Origin of the sequence: Brevibacillus laterosporus (assembly GCA_007833815.1) — a bacterium.
In the GTDB taxonomy this organism is placed as follows: Bacteria; Bacillota; Bacilli; order Brevibacillales; family Brevibacillaceae; genus Brevibacillus_B; species Brevibacillus_B laterosporus_D.
Window position 1 is genome coordinate 4,375,046 of the sequence record CP033464.1, and the last position, 20,706, is coordinate 4,395,751.

The following is a 20,706-nucleotide window of genomic DNA, read 5'->3' on the forward strand; positions in this document are numbered from 1 at the left end:
TCTTCTTTACTGAGCAGTATCAAATTCTTTCGTTTTTAACGTTACCACATCGATCTTTTGGTTATCCCAATACGTTAAAAATTCTAAAATCTCATTCTCAAATGTGTAAACATAATTTTCACACTTAGTTGATTCATAGCAATCCTTTAATTTCATTTTATATTCTGTGCCATACGTTTTGAATACATCTTCTTTTGTTCTTGGCAATTTCTCTTCTTCAAGATACTCCATGTATGAGGTACTTTTTATTACCTTATCTTTTTGTAGAGTAATAGTATTTGACAGCCCCTTTTTACTTCTATAAGCGATTAATTTAATATCACCCTTTTCATCTTCTGATTCCGGCTTTCCGTATAACCCTACAATTTTATTGTAAGAGTCCCCTAACGATATTCCATTGAATTGAAACCTGTACTCTTGCTCTTGTTGAGATGTTGACGTTTCCTGTCCACAGCCTGTAAGAAAAATAAATGTTGCCAACAAATAAAACAGATTCTTCAATTTGCGATCCTCCTTATTTGATAGCAGTTATAATTCACTATCTACCATCATCTACAAATTTATCATAAGTTACCTTTACCTTTTTCATGTAGTAATCCCAGTGCCAATGTTTCCGGATCAGTGTGTGTTTGATTCGGATATTCACTGTGCCCTTTAATGTGTTTTCTGACTATAGGGATATCATAAGTATAAGCTAACATTGCTGCTAGTTTTGCAGATTCTCTATACATGATATTTGTAAACCATTTTGGATCATCAACATACCCTTCATTTTCAATACCAATTGTATATGGATTTGCACTTCTTGCTATATTCCTATCATCAACCATTTGAGTGATATCTCCGTCATCACTTACATAGTAATGCGCAGAAGAAGCACCTTTACTACCATGGTCTTTTTGCGCCGAACTAATGGAACCAGCATATGTACCTTCCATTACATGAATGACTAGATGAGCAATATCTTTTTGTTTCATTCCGCTCCTTCATGTCAGCATAAACGTCACTTCTTACATATTTTTGATACCGTTGTGTTCCTTTGCGTTCCTTGAAGTTGGTTTGCAAAATGGTTTGCAATGTTTTCAAAAGAAAAAGTCGTTTCCTTAATTAAAGGAGACGACTTTCCTCATTAAATAACAACGCTCACTACATCCTCAACAGGTATCCACCAGAAATCCTCATCATTCTTTAGCTTGATCTGCTTGAACGTTGAATCAAACTTCTCTACCCATCCCCACGCTGTTTCGATTACTCCTCTATCCCCTTTTGTAGCTTTCCACCAGTTGATTGTAAGAGCGTAGTCAAACTGACGTGATTCAGATATCCGATAACAGAACTCGGCTAGCCCATCTTCTTCAATGATTGGCTTTTCAATCAGCTTTTTATCCTCGTGAAGTTGACGCAACATCTCAGCATGCTTTGGCAAAAGTGGATCAAGAATTTAGGAAGCTATCATTTTTCCGATATATTTATATATATGCATTTTTTTACTAAAAAATATATTTTTTTATTTTATACTAAATATTCCCATCAAATCTTCCGATATACTATTTGGATATATTTGTATATTCACTATTATTCAAAAAAATATTAGGAGGATTAACATGTTATCAGTTTCTAGTGCTTCAAATTCTTACAGACAAAATATGAACAGCGCAAGAGAAGTAATGGCTGTAAAAAATCAACAGGAGCAACGTAACAATGATCATCTACAAGGTAATATTCAAAATGATAGTGTACAAATATCAAAAGAAGGTAAACAGTTATATCTAGCTAGCGCTTCAGCTAGTTCTAATTCATGGTGGGATGATTTAAAGGATACGGCTTCTGATTGGATTGATTCTAGTAAGAGATGGTTAGTTGATGCTGGTAATTTTTTATTAGACGCTGCCAAAGCAGGACTGGATTTCTTAATTCTAGATGATGTAAAAACAATTTTTGATCCAAAAGCTAGTGATGTAGAGAAAGGATTCGCAATTCTCTCTCTATTCCCTGCTGGAAAAGGAGCGAAAGCCGGAAAAAAAACGTATGACCTACTGAAGAAATACGGTGATGATGTAGTCGATCTTGCAAATGATGTCCTCAAAGGACGACAGAAGATTGGTAAATATTTTGTAAAATCTAGGATCGATGAAGATTCTCTCATCTTACGGGAGACAGAAAGAGCAATGAAAGATAAACGAGTACAAGACGATGCAAATAATTTAGTAAAAAGGTTTTTGGCAGGGGGGAAATCAGGAAAAGGTAGCAGACATTTATTCGGGGATGTTTGGGAGCTTCGGGGAGATTCAGGAGCAAGAGTGTATTATAGAATTAAAAACGATACATTTGAAATATTAGGTAAATCAAATAAGGATAATCAAGATACAGTTTTAAAACGCTTAAGAAAACTATATGATTAGTTGAAAGGAGGACTACTTATGAAAAAATCAATTAAGAAGATTTGGATAGAGAGAGAAGAATTTGCAACTCCTCCCGATGTATTTGATGATAACACAGATGTGATCATCACGTTTTCAGATAACACACGATGGATTGCCTCTTTTTTTACTTATCAAAACATTGAATCACTAAGAAAACAAAATCAGGAAACTGGAGAAAAATTGCATGGGACTTTTTATTGGTCTAGCGATATGGTCCTTATCGATAATACAAAGAGAGAAACTATTGAAAAGGTTGTAAATCACCTAATAGAGAGCAATTGGTTTGATATGATTTTTTCTAAAATAAGTGACGATAATTAGCAATGTAAAGTAAACTAATCGGGTTAAGCTACCAGTAAGTGGACACCAAAAAAATAGTGTGAAAATAATATAGTATAAAAAAATTCCCGTCAGCGGTAGCACTGACGGGTTTTCTGTATCCTTGTTACCAGGTATCCACCAGAAATCCTCATCATTCTTTAACTTGATCTGTTTAAACGTTGAATCAAACTTCTCTACCCATCCCCATGCAGATTCAATTACTCCTCGACCTTCTTTTGTCTCTTTCCACCAACTAATTGTTATTGCATAGTCATACTGACGTGAGTCAGGTATCCTGTAACAAAACTCGGCTAGCTCGTCCTCTTCAATGATTGGCTTTTGACCGCCCCCGCTATAGTTGTCGTGCTGTCCATCTTGAAAGTTGCGCTTCACGCCCCTCACACTCTCTATATCGTTATAGGGTATTCTACAGTTACGAATGAATTTGAAAAAACCGTAAGAGAAAGCGAAAATAACAAAAAACAGGTTAATCATGGTGATATCTGACCATAATCGACCTGTTCAACGTAACGCTAAAGCGTTATTTAGGGTATAATATTTAAGCTTTTCTTGTGAGTACAAATAAATTGGAAAATTCTTTGTAGCTGTATTACATGGGTTAAGTATGTTATTGGTGGAATGATAGGTTCATTCGGCACTGGGTGGGGTCTATTCATCAGCCGCCACGACAGAGCCATGAGCAAAAAAGACCACAATACGGGTGGCTAGCTCGCATTGTGGCGTTCAATATATTTACCTACACACAAAGTCAAGAAACAATAACTTACGAAAATAGCTAATGACAAAAAAACATTAGTACGATCGTTGTCTACTTTTTTGTTCAAAATGCGTTTTATTGAAATGACTATAATTCCCAAAAGGATTAGATAAAAAATGCTGATGCTGAAATAGTACTGGATTGTATAGCCAAAAAATTTGGGATCGAAACATGTAAACAAGAGAATTTTTCCCACAACGATATAAATAAAAGTGATTAAATACTTCATGTTCTCCAGTCTTCTCCTTAATTTTCGGTTTCGACACTGGTAATGCTATGGCAAATATTGTAGATGAGAAAAATCAAGAAATTGAACAGGGCAACTATCTACTATTCTTAAATGGTGAGTATGATGAGGAACTTAAAAAGAACATTTTAATCCCCAACACGCCAAATCAGCTATTTAAGCTGAATGAACAAAACAGCTTAGATGCTCATGACTCTTCGAACAATGAGTATAAAAATGTTTTTGAAACAGAGTCACTACCTTCAATAAACGAAAAAGAACTTACCACTGCAATTGACAGTTTGAAATAGTTCTGAAGTCAGAAGTACCTCTTTTCCTGTTCTTTTAAAAAACCTTCATTAAATTTAATCTGATAAAATCAACTTTTTATTATGAAGTCTTCTATTTAGGAAGAGGTATGATAGTAATTGGCTTCACCAGAAAGGAAAGCGTTTAGACCATACTTCTACCTCTATTCCCTTTAAAAGACTAACTTTTTCAAAACCAATAGATGAAAAGTAACCGCTAGTTTCCGAAACTTGGACAAACACAAATATTAATTGATCTGTACACTCAGAATTTTGTGAATGATGCATTGCAATAACTACACTTTCAAGAATACTAACTGATTTATCATCTAGTTTTTTTATAACTTCCAATAGACATTTTTCTTCCTTAGATAGCTTCTTATTGTAGATAGTCCATTCGGAGTTTATAATGTCTCGATCTAATATATTTGTGTATCACCATAAAAATAACTGTACGCAAATAGTGTGAATGCAAATTTGTTATGTACATAATTATCAAGAATTAAAAGGGTCTGCCCGTTCCCATTTCCTAAAAAATAGGCTCTGTTAAAGAATGTTGTTGAATTGTTATTCAGCTAACGGGCAGTTTAACGCAATAAAAAATTTTTACCAAGCACAATAAATCGGTTCTTTGAATATGATTGTTATATGAAAAAGTCAGTGTGTACACTTGCTGGATTTGTTTTGTACTAAAGGGTGAAACTTGCGAAATTGTAGTTTACAGTCTCACCTCACACCGATATGTATGAGCAATAACTATGTTTGGTGGGAGGAAGAATAAATGGATTCCTTTCAAAAAAATAATATGTTAACACAAAATTCATCAAGTAATGTAAAAAAGAAACGGTCAACCAATAATTCATCAAGTAATGCAAAAAAGAAACAGTCAACCAATAAAAAAAAGAAACAGTCAACCAATAATTCATCAATTTTACACTGCCTGAATGGCAATAATTTAGAACTCATTGTGGCTGTTCTTCTTTTAACTGGTAAGTTAAGAGTAGATGCTGTTCAATTGTTTAGACAAGCTACGATGATTGTCAGCTTAACGGGAAAGTACATTACATTAGGCGATTTGAACAATAAAAATGTAGATAACATGATGAAATTTCTTAACGATAATGGAAATATGACCGTAGATGAGATTATTCAGGCACTTAAAAAGAAAATGGATAATTGATGAGTTTTTTAAGAAAGGAAAAGGGTGAACTCATAATGAATAATTTTGATGGAGAGGGTTTCTCGGAATTAATATTAATAATTATTTTAATTGCATTGCTATTATTTGGTTCCACAGATATAATTGGTCTTTCCGCTCAACCAACAAAACCATAGAAACCTGAGTGAAAGCACCTATTTATTTTATTGAACAGGACCTCAAAACGGGTCCTTTTTCTTTTTGATGAATTATCAACATTGTTGTATAACAGAGTCAAAGAATAAATTCAACCTCTTCTTTTTCTACAGCGTGACTTGCAATATATTTAACGTAAGCTAAAATTCTATCTACAAAATATATTGCTTCTTCTCTTCTTTCGATAGTATCCAACTTCTTATACACAGTTTTAAAAACTTTATCATATTTTCTCTGGGAGCCACTGTTACTCCTCCTACATAATATTGGTTCAATCCCCATTTGCATTAATAGATAAAATTACGCTATAAAAAATAGAGGTAGCAATAAAACTTTACTTCTGCTTCAAAGGCTTCCATAGACGTATGGGACGCATGCTTATTTTCTGCTATCACTGATTGCTCCTTTAAATGATCTGATAAAAACATCATTCCATCTTATTATTTTTATATATTCGTTCAACTTCTACTTGGCTGTACCTGCTTGCCGCAATTTTTGCTTGTCTCCACGTATCATCATCAATTTTTAACTCTTTTGCTTTTCCTGTAATTTCTTATAGAGCCATCGTGCATGTTGATTGATCATGCCATACTCCAATGAATTGCCTGGTAAGGCAGACCCATCACGTTCAGAACGAGAAGAACAGACTCCCTGATCGTAAAACTCGGTAAAGTAGAGATATTCAATCCATAGATTAAATGCTTTTTCATACTTATCAGCATGTATCCATTGGCCCCCCCTTTCGAAATTTTTATTTGCTTGTATCCTTTAAACCAGCTTTAATTCCTTTTTCAAAAAATGTCACCTGCTCTTCTGTTAATTCTACTCCTGAAACTTTATAATTTGGGGAATAATGGGATTTATCTACTTATGGTACGGTTCACCGCGCAGTCTGTAAATAATGATGAACCCCAAATGATACGCACCCTTGATTTAAGTCAATGAACCGTCATAACCCGCGTATTACAATGAAATTAATTCAGAAAAATAGGGGGTTATTTGATGGTTACCTCAGGAAAAGAACTAACAGATCAGCGAAAAACTGCTCTAACTGCTGGGACATCGCTTATCATTATGACACTTGCTGCATTTTTTTCGTGTGGCTTTGTCCATGGAAGCCTTGTGGTGCAAGAGGATGCCAGCACCACATTTCATAACATCATGTCATCAAATATGCTTTTCAAAGCTGAAATCTTTGGTTGGGTCATCATCCTGATCTGTGACATAGTGGTCGCCTGGGCTTTCTATATTTTCCTGAAGCCAATTAATAAAAGTCTTTCATTGCTCGGTGCATAGCTCCGTCTTACCTATGCGACTATATTGGGAATTGCCATACTGAATTTAATATTTGTGTTGCTTCTCTCAAACAGTACAGACTATTTATTATTATTTAAAACCGATCAACTTCAAGCACATGTGATGCTGTATTTGGAAGCATTTGATTCGATCTGGTCTATTGGTTTACTAATTTTTGGCGGGCATCTATTGATTGTGGGCTGTTTGGCTTTCAAATCAGTCAACATACCTAAAGTCATTAGCATCTTATTGTTGATTGCTTCAATAGGCTATATTGTCATTCACCTCTGTAATACGTTTCTTCCACAATACGATGGGATCATTACGATACTTAAACTTGTATTTACTGTGCCAATGATTGTAGGAGAATTAGGCTTTGGATTATGGTTGCTGTTAAGAGGAGGAAAAGTCTCTATAAAGGCGTGACATCTGCCTAATTATTATCTTTATGGACCCGCTTCTTGATTCTGCTTAATGACTCTGGGGTAATACCGAGATAACTCGCCAATTGATGTTGGGGTACACGATCGATTAAATGAGGTTCGTTTCAGTAATAGTGCTTTGAAGCGTTCTTCAGGTGTAGAAGCGATAAATGCAGCGAATTCATCTTGCACCTGACCAAAGTTTTCCTCTATCATCTTGCGTGTCATTGATTCCAATTGAGTGTATTTGTTATACATGTCTTTTTCGGTATCTAGGTCACCAACGACCAATACGGAGTCTTCATGACACGTAATGGTGTACTCGGATGACTTATCTAGTTTATGATGATTGAAAATCGAACTTGCTTGCTCTTCTGTGTAGAAATTGGATGTGATCTCTTTTCCCGTTTCATCAATCGAATACTGCCTTACGCATCCCTTCAACACGAAATAACATTTAGTGGGAACATCTCCTTGTCTAAGGAGAACTGTTCCTTTTTTATATTCCTCAATAAGTATATCTTCAGCAATAGCCTGTTGTTCTTCTTCGTTAAGTGATGTAAATCTAGTCAAATACTTTGAACAATATTCTTTTCATTTTGCTCTCCTTTCATCTCGTAGATTACTGCTTACTGTCAATACATTAATCATTATATACTCACCATCAGTCCTCTGTCTTGATGTACTATTGATCTGAAGCCATCTTGCAAGGAACAAACCCTGGACCCTTTATTTGCAGAAGAACAGAATGAGCAATCAACTATTCAGTTACAAACTAAAGAATCCTCAACGCCTCCTATCTTAGAAGTTGGCTTTTATAAGATTATTTCAAGTCTAGCTTTGGGTAAGTTACCTGCAACTTTATCTGTGCGTGCTAAGGATGAGAATACTCTTGCTGCTTCTATTGATGTAAACAGTAAATACAAAATTGAAGGTTTACCAGCTCAGTTATCCATTCTAAGAAAATCAGTTGGTACTGAATTGAGTTGTTCTATGGATGTGGTAGGTAAACGGAATAGTTCAATGTCAGCTTCTTTAACCATTGAGAAGAAGCTCAGAGAAACTGTAGTTCCTGCTGAACTTACAGTAAGAAGGTTAGAAGCTTCATCCTTATTAAGTTCAATAAGTATTGAGAAGAAGCCACGTATGAACCAGTTAGACGCTTCATTGACTGTACGTGTGGCAAGACATCAAGAACTATTTTCCAACTTGACTATTGAAAAGAAAGAGCGATTAAAAGAGCTTCGTGCCAATATTAAAGTTGCCTATGTGAAGAGTTTGCTTTCTACTTTCAGTATTGAGAAGAAGGAAAGAAATCGTGAACTCACATGTTTATTGACTGTTAGACAAAAAGGTAACGAAAAACTAGGTAGTTCAATTGTTATTCCGTCAAGGAAGTTGCTCCCTAGTCAAATGTCTGTTCGACATGTTAGAGATTTCCCATGTAGTATTCAAGTTAATTCAGGATTCTTAAATGCAGAGATTAAAGTTAGAGGATACCGTGATACTACACTTCCAACTAGTATTACGGTGCGAGTAAGAAGAATTAGTGACATACATGCGAGGATTACAGTGAGGAATCTTCAATATGATGCAGATGCTGGCTATGTGTTTATTTTGTAGGAGATGCTGAGGCTCTAAAACAACTCATGACCTCCCTTTAGCTTAGACTGCTGGAGGTTATTATTTTAAAAACAAGAAAAATATGTTATTATATTGTAAAGTGTGGAAGGAGGGGTTTAGGTGTATTTACGACTGATGCAAAAGCTAACCATTATAATTATAGCCTTATTTGCAGTAATAGTACTTGTCGGCTTGTTATTTCCAAAAGGAGCTATTTTCACTCAAATTATTATGACAATAATTTTATTAATGCTAATTGCATATTCATTTTATTATAAGGGGAAAAAGGCTAGATAATATAACCTAGCCTTTTTTTATTAATTACAGTTCGTTTATTCCACCATAAGTACTTCCCTTAACTGTAGACCCTACATAAACCTCAAATATTTCGGTATTTAGGGTGATCCCAAAGTACTTCCACCCTATGATACCCTCTGCTCTTAGTCTTGTGTATACTTCGCAATACTCCTCTTTTTCTTCAGAGAAGTTTCTTACTTTCCCCAAAGCTCTTTCATCAACAGTTAGTATCGTGCCACCAACATATTTTTTCCAATCTCCATCATTATAAACTGCTTTTACTTTTTTCCCGTCATATTCAAATTGACCCTTTGCCCACACTTCTAAAGCTTTTAACCCCCATCCATTATAAAATTCGTATCTAGACTCTTTCCTTTCTGTTTTTTTAGCTGTAGCGCTTGCTTTGACTTCTTTAGCGTTTAACGATGGCTCTTCAATTGTGCTAAGAGATTGAATAATTACCTCACCTGCGTCTCCTACATATACGACTAATTCACCATCTTTCTTATTAAAATCAATAAATTGACCATAACCAGCCGGACTATTATGTTTTTCCATAAAATTTCCTACAGAAAATTTATTTTTATTCTTAGCATTATAAAGCTTTAGTGCTTTTGACTTTTCTGGGAAAACATCTTCAACACTTAGAGATGAATCATTCATCTCTTGTGGTGCTGGGAATTTTTTGTAGTGTTCCTCAATAACTTTTTCAATTTCTTCCGAGTTTTCTATCTTCTTTGATTTCAATTTTTCCAAATCATGTATAAGTTCAGGAACGTGTTTATCCATGTAGTCTTTAACAACTGAAATTGTGTCTTCCTTTTCCTTATTAAGCTCTTTTGCGTATGCTTCAGGAACTATGGAGAAAGCACTTAAAGCTAACATAGTAGACAGAGCCAAACCTGCTAATTTTTTCATATAAATTCCTCCTGATATTTTTGTTTTTTATATGTTGAAGTAGATTCTTGTAGTTTATTCTAAAAGACTTTCGTACAACCTATTTTCATCTGACATCTACTTCAGTCATTTTGTAAGCAAAGCTTTTGAAAGACAACAATGTACTCATCTAGTTGTTGGCTCATCTGCAATACTTCTGGATGTAAAAATGAACCTTTTTTGAAATACCGATGCTCTAACTCTTTACGGAGGACTTCTATAAGCTTCTGTAAATCGTTTTCTAATTTTAAATTTCCTGCTTTCTTCACTTATCAGTGAGTGGTAAAATAAACTTGAGAAACATTTTTTGTTCCTCAAGCTGGGGGCGTTCCGATGGTGTGCAAACTAACGGGAACGCCCCTTTTAGTTAACAAATCATATAGATTGAAAGCGACACCTCCTTTCTTCCTCCTGTGTATTATTTTACCATCCCGTTCTAAATTTCCCTTAAAAAATCATCAAATTGAAACGTTTTACAAATTACGACAAAATATCGGCGAAAAAACATAAAAAAAGAACGCCATTGGATAGCGTTCGGAAATAACAAAAGTATCAATAGCCTGGATCAGCATTATTTGCACGCATACTGAAAAGCTCCAGATTATTTGCTTCTTCTATTTTAACTGAAGCAAAACCAATATTTGTAATTAAACCTAAAGATAATAACATTAGAACAATTTTTTTTCTCATTGGAATCCCCCTTTCACTTACTCTTTTTCCCATTTATTTCATTATACGCCTCTTCTAACTTTTTTACATATTGCAAATCAATTGGTCTTGAATTTTTTGAGAAATATTTGAAAATTTCTTGTAAGCATTCTGTACTTTCGATGTGATCACCTATTTTCCCGTACGTTGTTATGCTGTTAATGTAGCTTTCCATGCCTTCCGCAAGAAGTCCTTTGTTTATTTGGAAAGCGCCTTTTTGACGGTAGTACCTTGCAAGAGATGTTAATTTATAAGGTGTATGTGCATTATCGGGTAATAATTCCCTTTCCTTGTTTATTATTTCATGTATTGATTCTGCAATATTGAAATGAACATATATCCCAAGCAATTCATTTATTACATGTATTTTATTTTCCTTGCTTAATTCATCCATAGATTTTTTTAACATTGGAATCGCTATCTCATACTCTTTCTTCTTTGCTTTGGTGATAGCTCGTGTAATCATGGATGATTCCTGAACGAATTTATATTCGAATCTTTCGAAAATATCCAACAAATCTTCAACAGAGTCATAATTATGTAAGTCAGAATATGAATTAATCATAGCTAAATATGCTCTAGCCTTCAGCTCAGTATCATTTTTTTCTAGAACTATTCCAGCTTGGCATAGTTCAATACATGTTTCGTATTTTTTTATAGCATATGCTTGAAGTGCCATTCTAAAATATAAAATTATCTGTTCCTCTTCAGATAAAAAATCTGCATAGTGAACAACCTCTTCACCAATTTTAAATGATTCCTCCATATTTTTTAAATCTTGTCTTTCAATTAGATATTTTTGCAAGGATGGTTTGGCTATATATGGTGGTATTCCGTGTACTCTTGAGTATTTAATAATTGTATTATAAAGCGACAGTCTAACTTCATTGTTTGCAGTATTATTAGCAAGACAAAATACATGCTCTAATAATACATATGTTTCTTCTTTAGAATTCTCAAGGAATTTCATTGCCACTTTAGTCATCAAAGAAGAGCTTGAGACTTCAATGCACAACTGTAATATATCATCCAAGACTTCAATCCGGTGTTCTATTTCAATATAGCGTTCAATGATCTCTTCATAGGGGATTCCTAAAACATCTGCAATCGGTTTTAATGTCCGAAGCTCTGGACGTTTCGTTTCCCCAGATTCAATCTTCGATAAGACCCCCTTACTAACTCCTGACACTCTCCCCAGTTCCGATAGACTAATACCCATCTCTGTTCTTTTCCCTTTTATCAGTTCCCCCAATGTTGTGAAAGTTAGACTGTCAACCATGTCAATCCCCTTCCCAATTTATCAGTAGTTCCTTTATTAATCTTAACTCAATTCTAACTTTATTGTATAATTTTGTAAATAACAATAAAAATTATTGGATTAAATAATTTTTTTTACATATAGCAACTTGAAAGGTGGTCTTCATAAATTCTGAATCCAAAATCTCATAAATCAATTCCTATACGTTGGAAAGGAGGTTAATCAAATATTGCTCATGTTACACACGACACCATGTTGAAAGGAACTATTACAATGTCAAATAATCAAGTTTTAGAAGTGAAAATTGAGAATCTACACAGAGAACTATATGAGCTTAAGGAAGAGACAAAAGAAGACATCAAGGAAATCAATAGCAGTAGCAGCATTAAGGGAAATGAGAAGTTGTTTAATAAGGCGATTGTCACTATGACAGAAAATATTACAAGATTAACGACAATTGCTGATCAACAACGTGAAGAAATCAGATTGATTCGAGAGGCTAAAGCATCACAGGGAAATGATGATAAGAAATTTCTTCAAAGTACAACTAAGCAGCTTTTACTTTTATTCAGTATGATTCTGTTGGGAGCTTTGGCTTCTCTTGGAATTAGTACTCAAGTGGTTGATATTTTTAAATAAATTCGTAGGAGAGAAATACATATGAGTGATTTTTTAACCCCATACAGAGTAACTTCCCCCTATGGGAGACGATCTGATCCTTTCAATGGTAATAAGGTTCATCATACTGGAATTGACTTGGTAAAAAGATCAGGTGGTAAGAATGCACCCATAGAATCTTTTACAGATGGAGTTGTAATTTTCTCTAAAGAAATACCTGATAACATTAGAGGTACAGGCTATGGAGGCTCCGGCTTGCAGTCGCCATTAAAGATAATAATAACCATAATTTAATGTACGCTCACCTATCTAAGTCGTTTGTTAAAGTTGGGGACAAGGTAAAAGCAAATCAAGTCATTGGCTTACAAGGTAGCACAGGTCGTTCAACAGGTAAGCATTTACACTTTGAAGTTAGAGCCAAGTGTTCACCAAGTGGTGGATTTGGCAACGACATTAACCCTATTGAATATCTAGATAAGCACTATAAAAAAGAACAACCTATTGCTTCACCAGTCACACCAATTAAAAATAAGGAGGAAGAATTCATGAAATTCATTATGTCAGAACAAGGTAAATCTTATGCAAAAGAAGCAATCAACAGTTTATCTAAGAAAGGTTACTTAAACAGTCCTAGCGACTGGGAGAAACGTGTAGAGAATGGTGAGATTTATCAAGAACTTCCTTGGATGACCCTACTGTTGCTTGATCGAATTTCAGATCACAGAGAATAAAAGTAAAAATAAAAAGGAGTATGATAAAATGAGTATTTTATTAGGTAAAATTGTATTAGATGTAGCTCATCTTCTACTGTTAGCAGTAGGAACATGGGCTATTTTTTATTTGGTTACGTTTCTCAAAGGTAAAATTAAAAAGGAATATGCTCTTACGTAACAAAGATTGTGAGGATTTCTGGATGAAGTTCCAGGATAAATATGTATACATTCGCTATTCCCCTTTAAAGAAGAAAAATCTTCCATTCGAAGGTTTACGTGGCTACCTTCAGTCATATTTCATGATTTTTGGGACAGCCCTTAGTATTATCATTTGAATATAACAATCAGCTATAATCGGTTCATTCTATGACTTGAGCTAACTCCGTGAAGATGACACCCAATGCAAAGGCTCCCGCGTCTGGATAGCCGAGGCTTCTTTCACCAACCGTTCCTGTTCCCAATCCTACAGTTAGACGAGAGCGAATCGTTTTGCAAGGTGAAATCCCCAGTCCGGCAAATCCCCCCTCTGGGTGCAAATTTCATACAAGATGTCCATATGTAATTCCTTTGTGCTCCAACCAAGCTCCAAGGTATCTGGAAGTTGGTCCCCATCATTATGTGGCGTGTCATTTGGTTTAATACCTGTTAGTCAACGAATGGTGCTGTCCGAGAGTATAAAAACAAAAGGTTTTTCCTAACAGTTGTCCACACCAAATAAACCTTTTGTTTTTTCAAAGTCCTTTTTGATTTCAACTTATGTAGAACGTCTATTTTTTGATAGCAGTCAATGTATACGTATGATCTTGGAAACTAGGATCAGTCGTGAGTTAAAAGATAAATGGATTTCTCCACAGTCTGAAAGCTCTAAAATTATTAGAGTTTTTTTTACCTATTTTTATCAGTAATAATAAATGGTGATGAAATTAACACATTATAAGTGATTGATATCACGACGTTAACTCAAAATTATTCATATTCTTAATCTAGATACAAAATTTAAACTTTATGGAGGCATTCATATGGAACATACATTTACTGAGACTTCTATTATTGGTGATATTGTTACGAAATTTCCGAAGGCAAGCGACCTTTTCAAATTATATAGAATAGATTTTTGCTGCGGCGGTAATAGACCCCTTATCGACGCGATTAATGAGAGAAATTTATCAACAGAAGAGGTTATCACAAACTTAAATACTCTTTATCATGAAACAAAACTTTTAAATGAATCTGAAATTGATTGGAAGACCGCCTCTTATAGTGAATTAATTGACTATATTATAAATAAGCACCATCGCTATTTAAATGAAGAGTTGCCGCAGTTAAGTCCATACGTAACAAAAGTGTTACGCGTTCATGGATCAGAACAACCACATTTAGCTAAAATTCACAAGTTATTTCATGAATTAAAAACAGAGTTAGAGCAACATTTAATTAAAGAAGAAACAGAGGATTTCCCGTTGATTTTAGCATTTGAGCAAAATTCAACTGATGAAATTTATACGAAATTACGCAAAGTGGTGGAAGCATTGGAGAGTGAGCATAGCCATGCTGGCGATATTATTAAAGAACTTCGTACAATTACGAATGACTTTACTCCTCCAAAAGGAGCTTGCGGTACTTATCGTCTTGTCTATCAACGACTTGAAGCCCTTGAATCTGATCTGTTCCAGCATATTCATTTAGAAAATAATGTTTTGTTTCCACGTGCAATTGCACAAGCTTAAGTAAGAAAAAAGAAGCGGATGAATCTTTAACTTGATGGTTGTGGGGGTAACTAAAAAAAGGAATAGCACCCTCTTTTAAGTTACCCTTGCGAAATAATTTTCGCAATATCAATGACTTTGATTGACATTCTTATTTTGCATAAAAACAATCTTTCATTGAACTCATAGATTTTAATAATGAATAAACAAAAACTCTAGATAGCTACTTATCCATAAAAAATGGGACAAGAGTAAAAAGTGCTCATGTCCCATTTTTATATATTTTTTCAAATTTCATAATACTATTTGAATGTATATACAGAAAGGTTCACTTTCCCATGTAATCTCCAGTCATGGCATAAGCTCTGGAATGAGATCCTCCCTCCCTTAATTGATTCATTTCACTGTTTCATTTAGCCGTTTGATATATTTTTATTATGGAAAGAATATGCCTAGAATTATTAAGGAGTTGCTATATATGAAAGAAGGAATGATCAAAAAACATTTACGGGAAGTTCCCCTTTTTAAAGAACTTTCAGAAGAAGAACTTCAGTCCATTGTGGATATTTCTCAAATACGAATTTATAAAGCAAGATCTTTTGTATTTATGCAGGGTGACACACTTGATCGCGTTTTTTTTATCCACTCAGGTAAGGTGAAAATTCAAAAAACGGATGTAACTGGAAGGGAACAAATTGTTTCTGTCCTTCAAGCTGGAGAAATGTTTCCCCACGCCGGTTTCTTCCGAAAAGGTACTTTCCCAGCACATGCTGAGATACTTGAGATTGCACAATTAATCGTTTTTCCCATCGCTGATTTTGAGAATATTTTGATTCAGTATCCTCAACTATGTATTAAATTGTTTAAAGTTCTTGAAGAAAAAATTGTGGATCTCCAGAATAGATTAGAAGAACAAATTCTTCATGATACGTATGAACAAATTATTATGTTATTACTTCGCTTATGTAAATCAAATGGTATACAGATAAATGACAAATATAAATTAACGACCCAATTTACAAATCGAGAACTCGCCAATATGATTGGAACATCAAGGGAAACGATTAGTCGCACAATTAGTCAGTTAAAAAGAAAGAAATTAATTGATATTGATGAAAACGGCTGTTTCATTATTATTCCAGGGAAATTAGAAGAAGAAATCATCTAATCGAATGCCAATCACTTCATCAATTAAATAAAAACACCTTAATAGTTCAATATTAGATAGATAAAGAAAGAATAGTACGTGCAATAACTAAAGAGAAAAAACAGGCTTTCGAAAGAATTATCGTAAGCCTGTCAATCGCTAATAATTATATCTCTTCTTTTAAAATAAAAAATAGATATTCTTGTTAACTTCAAGCTTCAGCTTCACTATGAACAATTCGAAAAAGAAGATAGTGAAGAAAACGTCTATAAACTAATGGGAGACTTACATCTGTTATTGGATATCGATAAACATTACAGCCGTAAAGAGAATCTTCTTTTTCCTTATAATTAGAGCTGACGATGAATCTCTTGCATGTGGATATTACGTTCATTGACAAGGATGATGTTGTATGCTACTACTCCCATGGAAAAGAGCGAATTTATGCCCGCACAAAAGCAGTAATTGGCAGAACGGTCCAAAACTGCCATCCTCCGAAAAGCGTTCATCACGTTGAAAAACTCTTGGAAGACTTCAAATCTGTGCTGTGCAATACGCAGAACAAGCCTTTGTTAATATGAAAGGTACAGAAAAATACAATGAAGCTGTTAAGTACTTTGTTGCAAGTATGAGTCGTAATAAAATTAAAGTAACCGATGAAGAAGTTAAAGCATTGATTGAATCTACTCTTCGTGAATGGAAAGATGAATTGAACAAACAAATGAAGTAAAATAGTTATCCCCTTCTGGCTATATGCTGGAAGGGGATTTTTTTGTTTATGTGGAAAACTCATACCCTATAAATTGTACTTCATTATAACCTCAATGACTTCCTCATAAATCTTTTTACGATTTTCCTCTCTACGACAATTGATACAATATGGGTCTTTACAGTATTTCTTTAGACGCTGAAATGTACTGCGTATTTCTTTTCCACATTTGCATGAGTATACTAATTCACTTTTTTGATTCACATAGGGGCTTAACAGCTTACATTGATAACTTTCAAGCCAGCTATTAACTTCGTTTTGTGTATATTGAGATTTAGCTACCATCATTTCACCTCTGCATAGATTGTCTGGTACAATAAAGAAAAAATAAGGAGGTTCTTCATGAAACGTCTACCACTCGCACTATTATTGGGCTTCACTCTCGTCGTAACAGGGTGTGGGACAAAAACAGCTCCAGCTACTGATCAGCAACAAAATAACGCTACTTCTGGTCAAACCAGCCCTACAGACAAAAAAGATGAAACCGCCAAGAAGCCTAGCAAACAATATGACAAGGCTCCTGACATGAAAATTGATCCTAACAAAAATTATGAGGCTGTTGTAGAAACAAACAAAGGATCATTTACCATCCAGTTGTTTGCCAAGGATGCTCCTAAAACCGTAAACAACTTTGTCTTCCTAGCGAATGATCATTTCTACGATGGTGTCGTCTTTCACCGAATCATCCAGAGCTTCATGATCCAAACCGGTGATCCGAAAGGCGATGGCATCGTTATGTAAATACGCCTACTATTATCATGATGGGGCTACATTGATTGCTTTAAAAGCTCATTTATTATGATATTAAAATTAATTTTTATGACATCACCATACTCCACACTATCCAATACTTTAGATAACATTGTCTTCTTAGAATCCCAATCAGCATTTCTATATTTTTCTTCCCAATTACAAAGCTCAGATTTAATTTTAATAGTCTTTTTATTTTCATTCTCTAGGTCTGCAATTTTTTCATTACATTCATCTAGTCTTCTCTGATACTCTTTTAACTCCTCCTCTTTATTGTTGATCTGTTCCTCAACATATTCTTCTGATAATTTACTTTCACCCATAGCAATTTTTATTATTAATTTTTTCAAAGCCTCTAGCTGCTTTTTTGTTTCATCTATCTCTTTGATGATGTTTTTTCTAACTATCAATTCATTTTCTATTTTCAACTTTTTTGATTCATTGACTGCTTCTTCTAATCCATTGAGTTCAATTAATTTCATTGTTTCTATAATTACTTCCTCAGTTTCGTAGTCATATTTTTTTGCCCCGAAGTAACATTTTGGATGTGTCTCTCTATGATTAGTTCCTTCTCGGCAAATATATCTCCAATAAGTATAGCTGCTTTTTTCTCCATTCTTCTTTATTTTTGTCTTTGTTGAAGAATCCACAAATAGCCTTGAACCACAATACCCACACTTTGCTAAACCATTTAAAAGCAAATACTTGCTAGGTGCAACAACTTTATATTCAGATTCATCTTTTTGAATTTTTCTAGAATCAATAATATTTTGCACTTCATCAAAAATCTCATCAGAAATAATTACTAAATCATCTCTCTTAGGTTTTAGCTTAATCTTTTCAACAGGCTTTAGCTTATTATTGCTATACGTGGTTCCGTATCGTTGCTCGCCCTTGTAAATAGGATTACGCAAAATCCGTCTAACAACATTGTTTCTCCATTTGACACCGCTTTGAGAAGGTATACCGCATTCGTTTAAATAATTCGTAATTCTATCCGCTCCATACCCTTTTTCTAACACAAGGAGAAACATAAGCTTAACTATTCTAGATTGCTCTTCATTTATTCTGATATTTTTCATCGTTTTTTCATGTTTGGGATGTTTTTGATTGGTATCATAAACCTCATAACCATAAGGAACTCTTGCTCCTGTCCACTTCCCTTCCTCATTCATTTGCTTAATTGCCTCTGTAACCCTTGTTGATGTTTTCTTACTCTCACCTTCGGCAACCCAAAATCTAAGAAAGCTCACTAAGCTATCTTCATGTCTCTCATCTTTATTTAGCACTCCATCTACAACTGACCAAACTTCGATTCCATTTTTCTTTAAATATTCCAACATAAAAGGAATTTCAAATTTATTCCTACCTAACCTATCGTCTTTCCAGACTAATAAAATATCATACTCTTTATTCTCAGCTCCTTTTTTTATTAATTGAATCTTGTCACGTTCTGATACGCTTTTTTTGTACCCAGAAACCCCTAATTCACTGAGTTCTTTTTCAAGTACCCAGTTCGACTTACTTTGCATAAACTGATGTACTGCCTTTCTTTGCATGGGAATATCTTCTTCGGTAACTTGACGATCAGTTGATACTCTGTACAATGCCCATACTCTTTTTTTCATTTTAAATAACCCTCCTTATAAAACTAATTATAAATGTAAAATAAAAAATTAAAAAGCCTTGAATTATTAGTTCAAGGCTTAATCATTATGTATTAATTAAGAATCTCCTTAGTGAGTCCGTAGCAATCTTATTTTTACTTTTGCAATTAGTAAAAGTAAGCATTATATGAAGTCCTCTTTTATTTTTCTTGCATTCAGCCTGCGCTGTACCATCAGGATTATGTGTGATTATATATTTATCTCCTTTTACATTGATACTTTCCGTAATTATCTCCCCTTTTTAATTCTTGAAAATTTAACACACTTCTTTTCCCCATCAATTTCTTCTCGAATCCGACCTTCCTTTGACTCTTTTAAAATTGAACAATTTCGCTTATACCTTTTGCATGTCTTGCATTTATTTTCAAACTCCATTAACTCTTTCTCACTATCAAAAATTCCTATGTAATCAACTTCACTTATTTCAATTTCAACTCTTGGGTTTTTAGTGTCGTAATATATCCGACTTGTCCTAGTAAGGATAAAATTATCATCTATGTATGCAATTCCGTTAAGGGCATCGCACATGCATTTAAAGTAATTCTGTTCGTCCATATCGATACGTGGGAAGTAATAAACACAGTCCATATAGTAATGTCTATTTCTCGTCCCCTCGATATCCCATCCTTGTTCTTTCACCTGTTTTATGGCATATTTTGAAAACATTTCTTTGTAATCTCTTGCTTCTTTTGTGAGATATGGGACTACAATATATACTGTTCTACCTTTCTTCTTTTTGGGGACTGCTCTATATCCCAGATAGTGATTTACTGATGGTGGCATTGGCGATGTAAGTCTAAATTTCTTTTTATTCAATAAGACCATCCTACTTTTTATTTTATATGTATTAATTAAGCTTTCTTATTGCAGCTTTTATTTCTTCTGGAAGTGCTGGTCTTCCCATTTCATTCCAAAACAAATCCTCTTCATATCCATGTTCATAAATACCAACTAAATCCTGAATGACATCCATTTTACTTTTGGCTATTATTCGATCTTGTTCGCTTAAATTTCTGTTGCAATATTTTGTCATTAAATAATTGTAATACTTAGAGACACTTTCGTTATTTATATCCATCTTATTCCCCCGTATTATTATGTCATTCATATCCATGATATCTTCCCTTTAAATCTCTGTGCAGGTTATATAGAGAAGCTGTGCTGCTTAAACCTACATAACTTTTATGTGAGCATTTCTTGCTTGGATGTCTGTCTAAATATCCTTTTTCTTTTGCTTCTTCAAGAGTGCATTTCGTAACTATGTATACAATTTCGTTATCACACGCTGTTGGGTAGTAATATCTTTTCTTTTCTGTTTTCAAATGTTGTATTTTTTCTCCTTTGTCATATTGGAAATTCCATTTTCAGTTGCCCGTTTTTATCAAG

Annotated in this window: 24 protein-coding genes and 7 pseudogenes; 16 read left to right on the plus strand and 15 right to left on the minus strand. The window is 34.2% G+C overall.

The annotated features are described in order from the left end of the window. Nucleotides 1-6 precede the first annotated feature (6 nt). The 3 genes and pseudogenes from EEL30_21200 to EEL30_21210 form a co-directional block, all read right to left on the minus strand. Nucleotides 7-501, minus strand: a complete 495-nt coding sequence (locus tag EEL30_21200; protein ID QDX94572.1) for a hypothetical protein — start codon at nt 499-501, stop codon at nt 7-9. Between the two features lie 37 nt (nt 502-538). Continuing rightward, nucleotides 539-968: pseudogene (locus EEL30_21205) on the minus strand (N-acetylmuramoyl-L-alanine amidase). A gap of 161 nt (nt 969-1,129) precedes the next feature. Continuing rightward, nucleotides 1,130-1,453: pseudogene (locus EEL30_21210) on the minus strand (YolD-like family protein). Between the two features lie 151 nt (nt 1,454-1,604). Between EEL30_21210 and EEL30_21215 the strand changes: the two are divergent. Continuing rightward, nucleotides 1,605-2,402, plus strand: coding sequence for a hypothetical protein (locus EEL30_21215; protein ID QDX94573.1), 798 nt, complete (start codon nt 1,605-1,607; stop codon nt 2,400-2,402). Between the two features lie 18 nt (nt 2,403-2,420). Continuing rightward, a complete protein-coding gene (locus tag EEL30_21220; protein QDX94574.1) occupies nt 2,421-2,744 on the plus strand; it encodes a hypothetical protein in 324 nt (107 codons plus the stop codon). A 129-nt stretch (nt 2,745-2,873) separates the two neighbouring features. Here the strand turns inward: EEL30_21220 and EEL30_21225 are convergent. Together EEL30_21225 and EEL30_21230 are read right to left on the minus strand one after the other, a co-directional pair. Next, nucleotides 2,874-3,137 (minus strand): annotated as a pseudogene (locus EEL30_21225) (hypothetical protein). A gap of 332 nt (nt 3,138-3,469) precedes the next feature. Next, a complete protein-coding gene (locus tag EEL30_21230; protein ID QDX94575.1) occupies nt 3,470-3,751 on the minus strand; it encodes a hypothetical protein in 282 nt (93 codons plus the stop codon). Between the two features lie 47 nt (nt 3,752-3,798). Here EEL30_21230 and EEL30_21235 point away from each other — a divergent pair, with 47 nt between their 5' ends. After that, nucleotides 3,799-4,059: a hypothetical protein gene (locus tag EEL30_21235; GenBank protein QDX94576.1), complete on the plus strand. Its 261-nt coding sequence runs from the start codon at nt 3,799-3,801 to the stop codon at nt 4,057-4,059. 123 nt (nt 4,060-4,182) lie between these two features. Here EEL30_21235 and EEL30_21240 read toward each other — a convergent pair whose 3' ends face one another. Further along, complete coding sequence (locus tag EEL30_21240) at nt 4,183-4,407, minus strand: hypothetical protein (GenBank protein QDX94577.1); 225 nt, start codon at nt 4,405-4,407, stop codon at nt 4,183-4,185. A gap of 430 nt (nt 4,408-4,837) precedes the next feature. On the opposite strand from EEL30_21240, the gene EEL30_21245 reads away from it, so the two are divergent. From EEL30_21245 to EEL30_21255, 3 genes are all read left to right on the plus strand, one after another. Continuing rightward, complete coding sequence (locus EEL30_21245) at nt 4,838-5,236, plus strand: hypothetical protein (GenBank protein QDX94578.1); 399 nt, start codon at nt 4,838-4,840, stop codon at nt 5,234-5,236. A 1,176-nt stretch (nt 5,237-6,412) separates the two neighbouring features. Beyond that, entirely contained in the window at nt 6,413-6,706 is a 294-nt protein-coding gene (locus EEL30_21250) for a DUF4386 domain-containing protein (protein QDX94579.1), read from the plus strand. Between the two features lie 21 nt (nt 6,707-6,727). Further along, nucleotides 6,728-7,132 (plus strand): DUF4386 domain-containing protein, encoded by a 405-nt coding sequence (locus tag EEL30_21255; protein ID QDX94580.1) that lies wholly within the window; start codon nt 6,728-6,730, stop codon nt 7,130-7,132. Nucleotides 7,133-7,139: 7 nt separating this feature from the next. Here the strand turns inward: EEL30_21255 and EEL30_21260 are convergent. Continuing rightward, nucleotides 7,140-7,701 (minus strand): annotated as a pseudogene (locus tag EEL30_21260) (Crp/Fnr family transcriptional regulator). A gap of 840 nt (nt 7,702-8,541) precedes the next feature. Between EEL30_21260 and EEL30_21265 the strand changes: the two are divergent. After that, on the plus strand, nt 8,542-8,751 hold the full coding sequence (locus EEL30_21265; protein ID QDX95849.1) for a hypothetical protein: 210 nt from the start codon (nt 8,542-8,544) through the stop codon (nt 8,749-8,751). Nucleotides 8,752-9,072: 321 nt separating this feature from the next. On the opposite strand, the gene EEL30_21270 is transcribed toward EEL30_21265, so the two are convergent. From EEL30_21270 to EEL30_21280, 3 genes are all read right to left on the minus strand, one after another. Further along, on the minus strand, nt 9,073-9,966 hold the full coding sequence (locus tag EEL30_21270; GenBank protein ID QDX94581.1) for a hypothetical protein: 894 nt from the start codon (nt 9,964-9,966) through the stop codon (nt 9,073-9,075). A 101-nt stretch (nt 9,967-10,067) separates the two neighbouring features. Beyond that, the gene (locus tag EEL30_21275; protein QDX94582.1) at nt 10,068-10,253 is read right to left on the minus strand and encodes an aspartyl-phosphate phosphatase Spo0E family protein; all 186 of its coding nucleotides are present in this window, start codon (nt 10,251-10,253) and stop codon (nt 10,068-10,070) included. A gap of 434 nt (nt 10,254-10,687) precedes the next feature. Continuing rightward, a complete protein-coding gene (locus tag EEL30_21280) occupies nt 10,688-11,971 on the minus strand; it encodes an XRE family transcriptional regulator (protein QDX94583.1) in 1,284 nt (427 codons plus the stop codon). Nucleotides 11,972-12,202: 231 nt separating this feature from the next. Here EEL30_21280 and EEL30_21285 point away from each other — a divergent pair, with 231 nt between their 5' ends. From EEL30_21285 to EEL30_21320, 8 genes and pseudogenes are all read left to right on the plus strand, one after another. After that, nucleotides 12,203-12,589 carry a hypothetical protein gene (locus EEL30_21285; GenBank protein QDX94584.1) on the plus strand — a complete coding sequence of 129 codons (387 nt, stop codon included), beginning with the start codon at nt 12,203-12,205 and terminating at the stop codon, nt 12,587-12,589. 21 nt (nt 12,590-12,610) lie between these two features. Next, entirely contained in the window at nt 12,611-12,862 is a 252-nt protein-coding gene (locus tag EEL30_21290; GenBank protein ID QDX94585.1) for a hypothetical protein, read from the plus strand. Beyond that, complete coding sequence (locus tag EEL30_21295) at nt 12,862-13,299, plus strand: M23 family metallopeptidase (protein QDX94586.1); 438 nt, start codon at nt 12,862-12,864, stop codon at nt 13,297-13,299. Before EEL30_21290 ends, EEL30_21295 begins: the two co-directional genes overlap by 1 nt. 429 nt (nt 13,300-13,728) lie before the next feature. Next, nucleotides 13,729-13,920 (plus strand): annotated as a pseudogene (locus EEL30_21300) (peptide ABC transporter substrate-binding protein). Between the two features lie 380 nt (nt 13,921-14,300). Further along, nucleotides 14,301-15,008 (plus strand): iron-sulfur cluster repair di-iron protein, encoded by a 708-nt coding sequence (ric, locus tag EEL30_21305; protein QDX94587.1) that lies wholly within the window; start codon nt 14,301-14,303, stop codon nt 15,006-15,008. Nucleotides 15,009-15,465: 457 nt separating this feature from the next. Beyond that, entirely contained in the window at nt 15,466-16,155 is a 690-nt protein-coding gene (locus EEL30_21310) for a Crp/Fnr family transcriptional regulator (protein QDX94588.1), read from the plus strand. 168 nt (nt 16,156-16,323) lie between these two features. After that, a pseudogene (locus EEL30_21315) lies at nt 16,324-16,715 on the plus strand (hypothetical protein). Then, nucleotides 16,712-16,864 carry a hypothetical protein gene (locus EEL30_21320; GenBank protein ID QDX94589.1) on the plus strand — a complete coding sequence of 51 codons (153 nt, stop codon included), beginning with the start codon at nt 16,712-16,714 and terminating at the stop codon, nt 16,862-16,864. The pseudogene EEL30_21315 and the gene EEL30_21320 overlap by 4 nt, the downstream one beginning before the upstream one ends. Nucleotides 16,865-16,930: 66 nt before the next feature. Here EEL30_21320 and EEL30_21325 read toward each other — a convergent pair whose 3' ends face one another. Beyond that, nucleotides 16,931-17,188 (minus strand): hypothetical protein, encoded by a 258-nt coding sequence (locus EEL30_21325; protein QDX94590.1) that lies wholly within the window; start codon nt 17,186-17,188, stop codon nt 16,931-16,933. 57 nt (nt 17,189-17,245) lie between these two features. On the opposite strand from EEL30_21325, the pseudogene EEL30_21330 reads away from it, so the two are divergent. Beyond that, nucleotides 17,246-17,632, plus strand: a pseudogene (locus EEL30_21330) (peptidylprolyl isomerase). A 38-nt stretch (nt 17,633-17,670) separates the two neighbouring features. Here the strand turns inward: EEL30_21330 and EEL30_21335 are convergent. The 4 genes from EEL30_21335 to EEL30_21350 all read right to left on the minus strand — a co-directional run bounded on the left by EEL30_21335 (nt 17,671) and on the right by EEL30_21350 (nt 20,642). Then, nucleotides 17,671-19,281, minus strand: a complete 1,611-nt coding sequence (locus tag EEL30_21335) for a recombinase family protein (protein QDX94591.1) — start codon at nt 19,279-19,281, stop codon at nt 17,671-17,673. A 267-nt stretch (nt 19,282-19,548) separates the two neighbouring features. Then, a complete protein-coding gene (locus EEL30_21340) occupies nt 19,549-20,145 on the minus strand; it encodes a RusA family crossover junction endodeoxyribonuclease (protein ID QDX94592.1) in 597 nt (198 codons plus the stop codon). A 22-nt stretch (nt 20,146-20,167) separates the two neighbouring features. Then, a complete protein-coding gene (locus EEL30_21345; GenBank protein QDX94593.1) occupies nt 20,168-20,434 on the minus strand; it encodes a hypothetical protein in 267 nt (88 codons plus the stop codon). After that, entirely contained in the window at nt 20,421-20,642 is a 222-nt protein-coding gene (locus EEL30_21350) for a hypothetical protein (GenBank protein QDX94594.1), read from the minus strand. The genes EEL30_21345 and EEL30_21350 overlap by 14 nt, the downstream gene beginning before the upstream one ends. Between the last annotated feature and the right edge of the window lie 64 nt (nt 20,643-20,706).

Coding starts and splice junctions, on each gene's coding strand:
- EEL30_21220 (QDX94574.1), top strand. CDS start 2,421: ATGAAAAAATCAATTAAGAAGATTTGGATAGAGAGAGAAGAATTTGCA.
- EEL30_21265 (QDX95849.1), top strand. CDS start 8,542: ATGTCTGTTCGACATGTTAGAGATTTCCCATGTAGTATTCAAGTTAAT.
- EEL30_21335 (QDX94591.1), bottom strand. CDS start 19,281: ATGAAAAAAAGAGTATGGGCATTGTACAGAGTATCAACTGATCGTCAA.
- EEL30_21245 (QDX94578.1), top strand. CDS start 4,838: ATGGATTCCTTTCAAAAAAATAATATGTTAACACAAAATTCATCAAGT.
- EEL30_21270 (QDX94581.1), bottom strand. CDS start 9,966: ATGAAAAAATTAGCAGGTTTGGCTCTGTCTACTATGTTAGCTTTAAGT.
- ric (QDX94587.1), top strand. CDS start 14,301: ATGGAACATACATTTACTGAGACTTCTATTATTGGTGATATTGTTACG.
- EEL30_21230 (QDX94575.1), bottom strand. CDS start 3,751: ATGAAGTATTTAATCACTTTTATTTATATCGTTGTGGGAAAAATTCTC.
- EEL30_21340 (QDX94592.1), bottom strand. CDS start 20,145: ATGGTCTTATTGAATAAAAAGAAATTTAGACTTACATCGCCAATGCCA.
- EEL30_21280 (QDX94583.1), bottom strand. CDS start 11,971: ATGGTTGACAGTCTAACTTTCACAACATTGGGGGAACTGATAAAAGGG.
- EEL30_21290 (QDX94585.1), top strand. CDS start 12,611: ATGAGTGATTTTTTAACCCCATACAGAGTAACTTCCCCCTATGGGAGA.
- EEL30_21310 (QDX94588.1), top strand. CDS start 15,466: ATGAAAGAAGGAATGATCAAAAAACATTTACGGGAAGTTCCCCTTTTT.
- EEL30_21285 (QDX94584.1), top strand. CDS start 12,203: ATGTTGAAAGGAACTATTACAATGTCAAATAATCAAGTTTTAGAAGTG.
- EEL30_21345 (QDX94593.1), bottom strand. CDS start 20,434: ATGGATATGAATGACATAATAATACGGGGGAATAAGATGGATATAAAT.
- EEL30_21320 (QDX94589.1), top strand. CDS start 16,712: ATGAAAGGTACAGAAAAATACAATGAAGCTGTTAAGTACTTTGTTGCA.
- EEL30_21235 (QDX94576.1), top strand. CDS start 3,799: ATGGCAAATATTGTAGATGAGAAAAATCAAGAAATTGAACAGGGCAAC.
- EEL30_21250 (QDX94579.1), top strand. CDS start 6,413: ATGGTTACCTCAGGAAAAGAACTAACAGATCAGCGAAAAACTGCTCTA.
- EEL30_21295 (QDX94586.1), top strand. CDS start 12,862: ATGTACGCTCACCTATCTAAGTCGTTTGTTAAAGTTGGGGACAAGGTA.
- EEL30_21325 (QDX94590.1), bottom strand. CDS start 17,188: ATGGTAGCTAAATCTCAATATACACAAAACGAAGTTAATAGCTGGCTT.
- EEL30_21215 (QDX94573.1), top strand. CDS start 1,605: ATGTTATCAGTTTCTAGTGCTTCAAATTCTTACAGACAAAATATGAAC.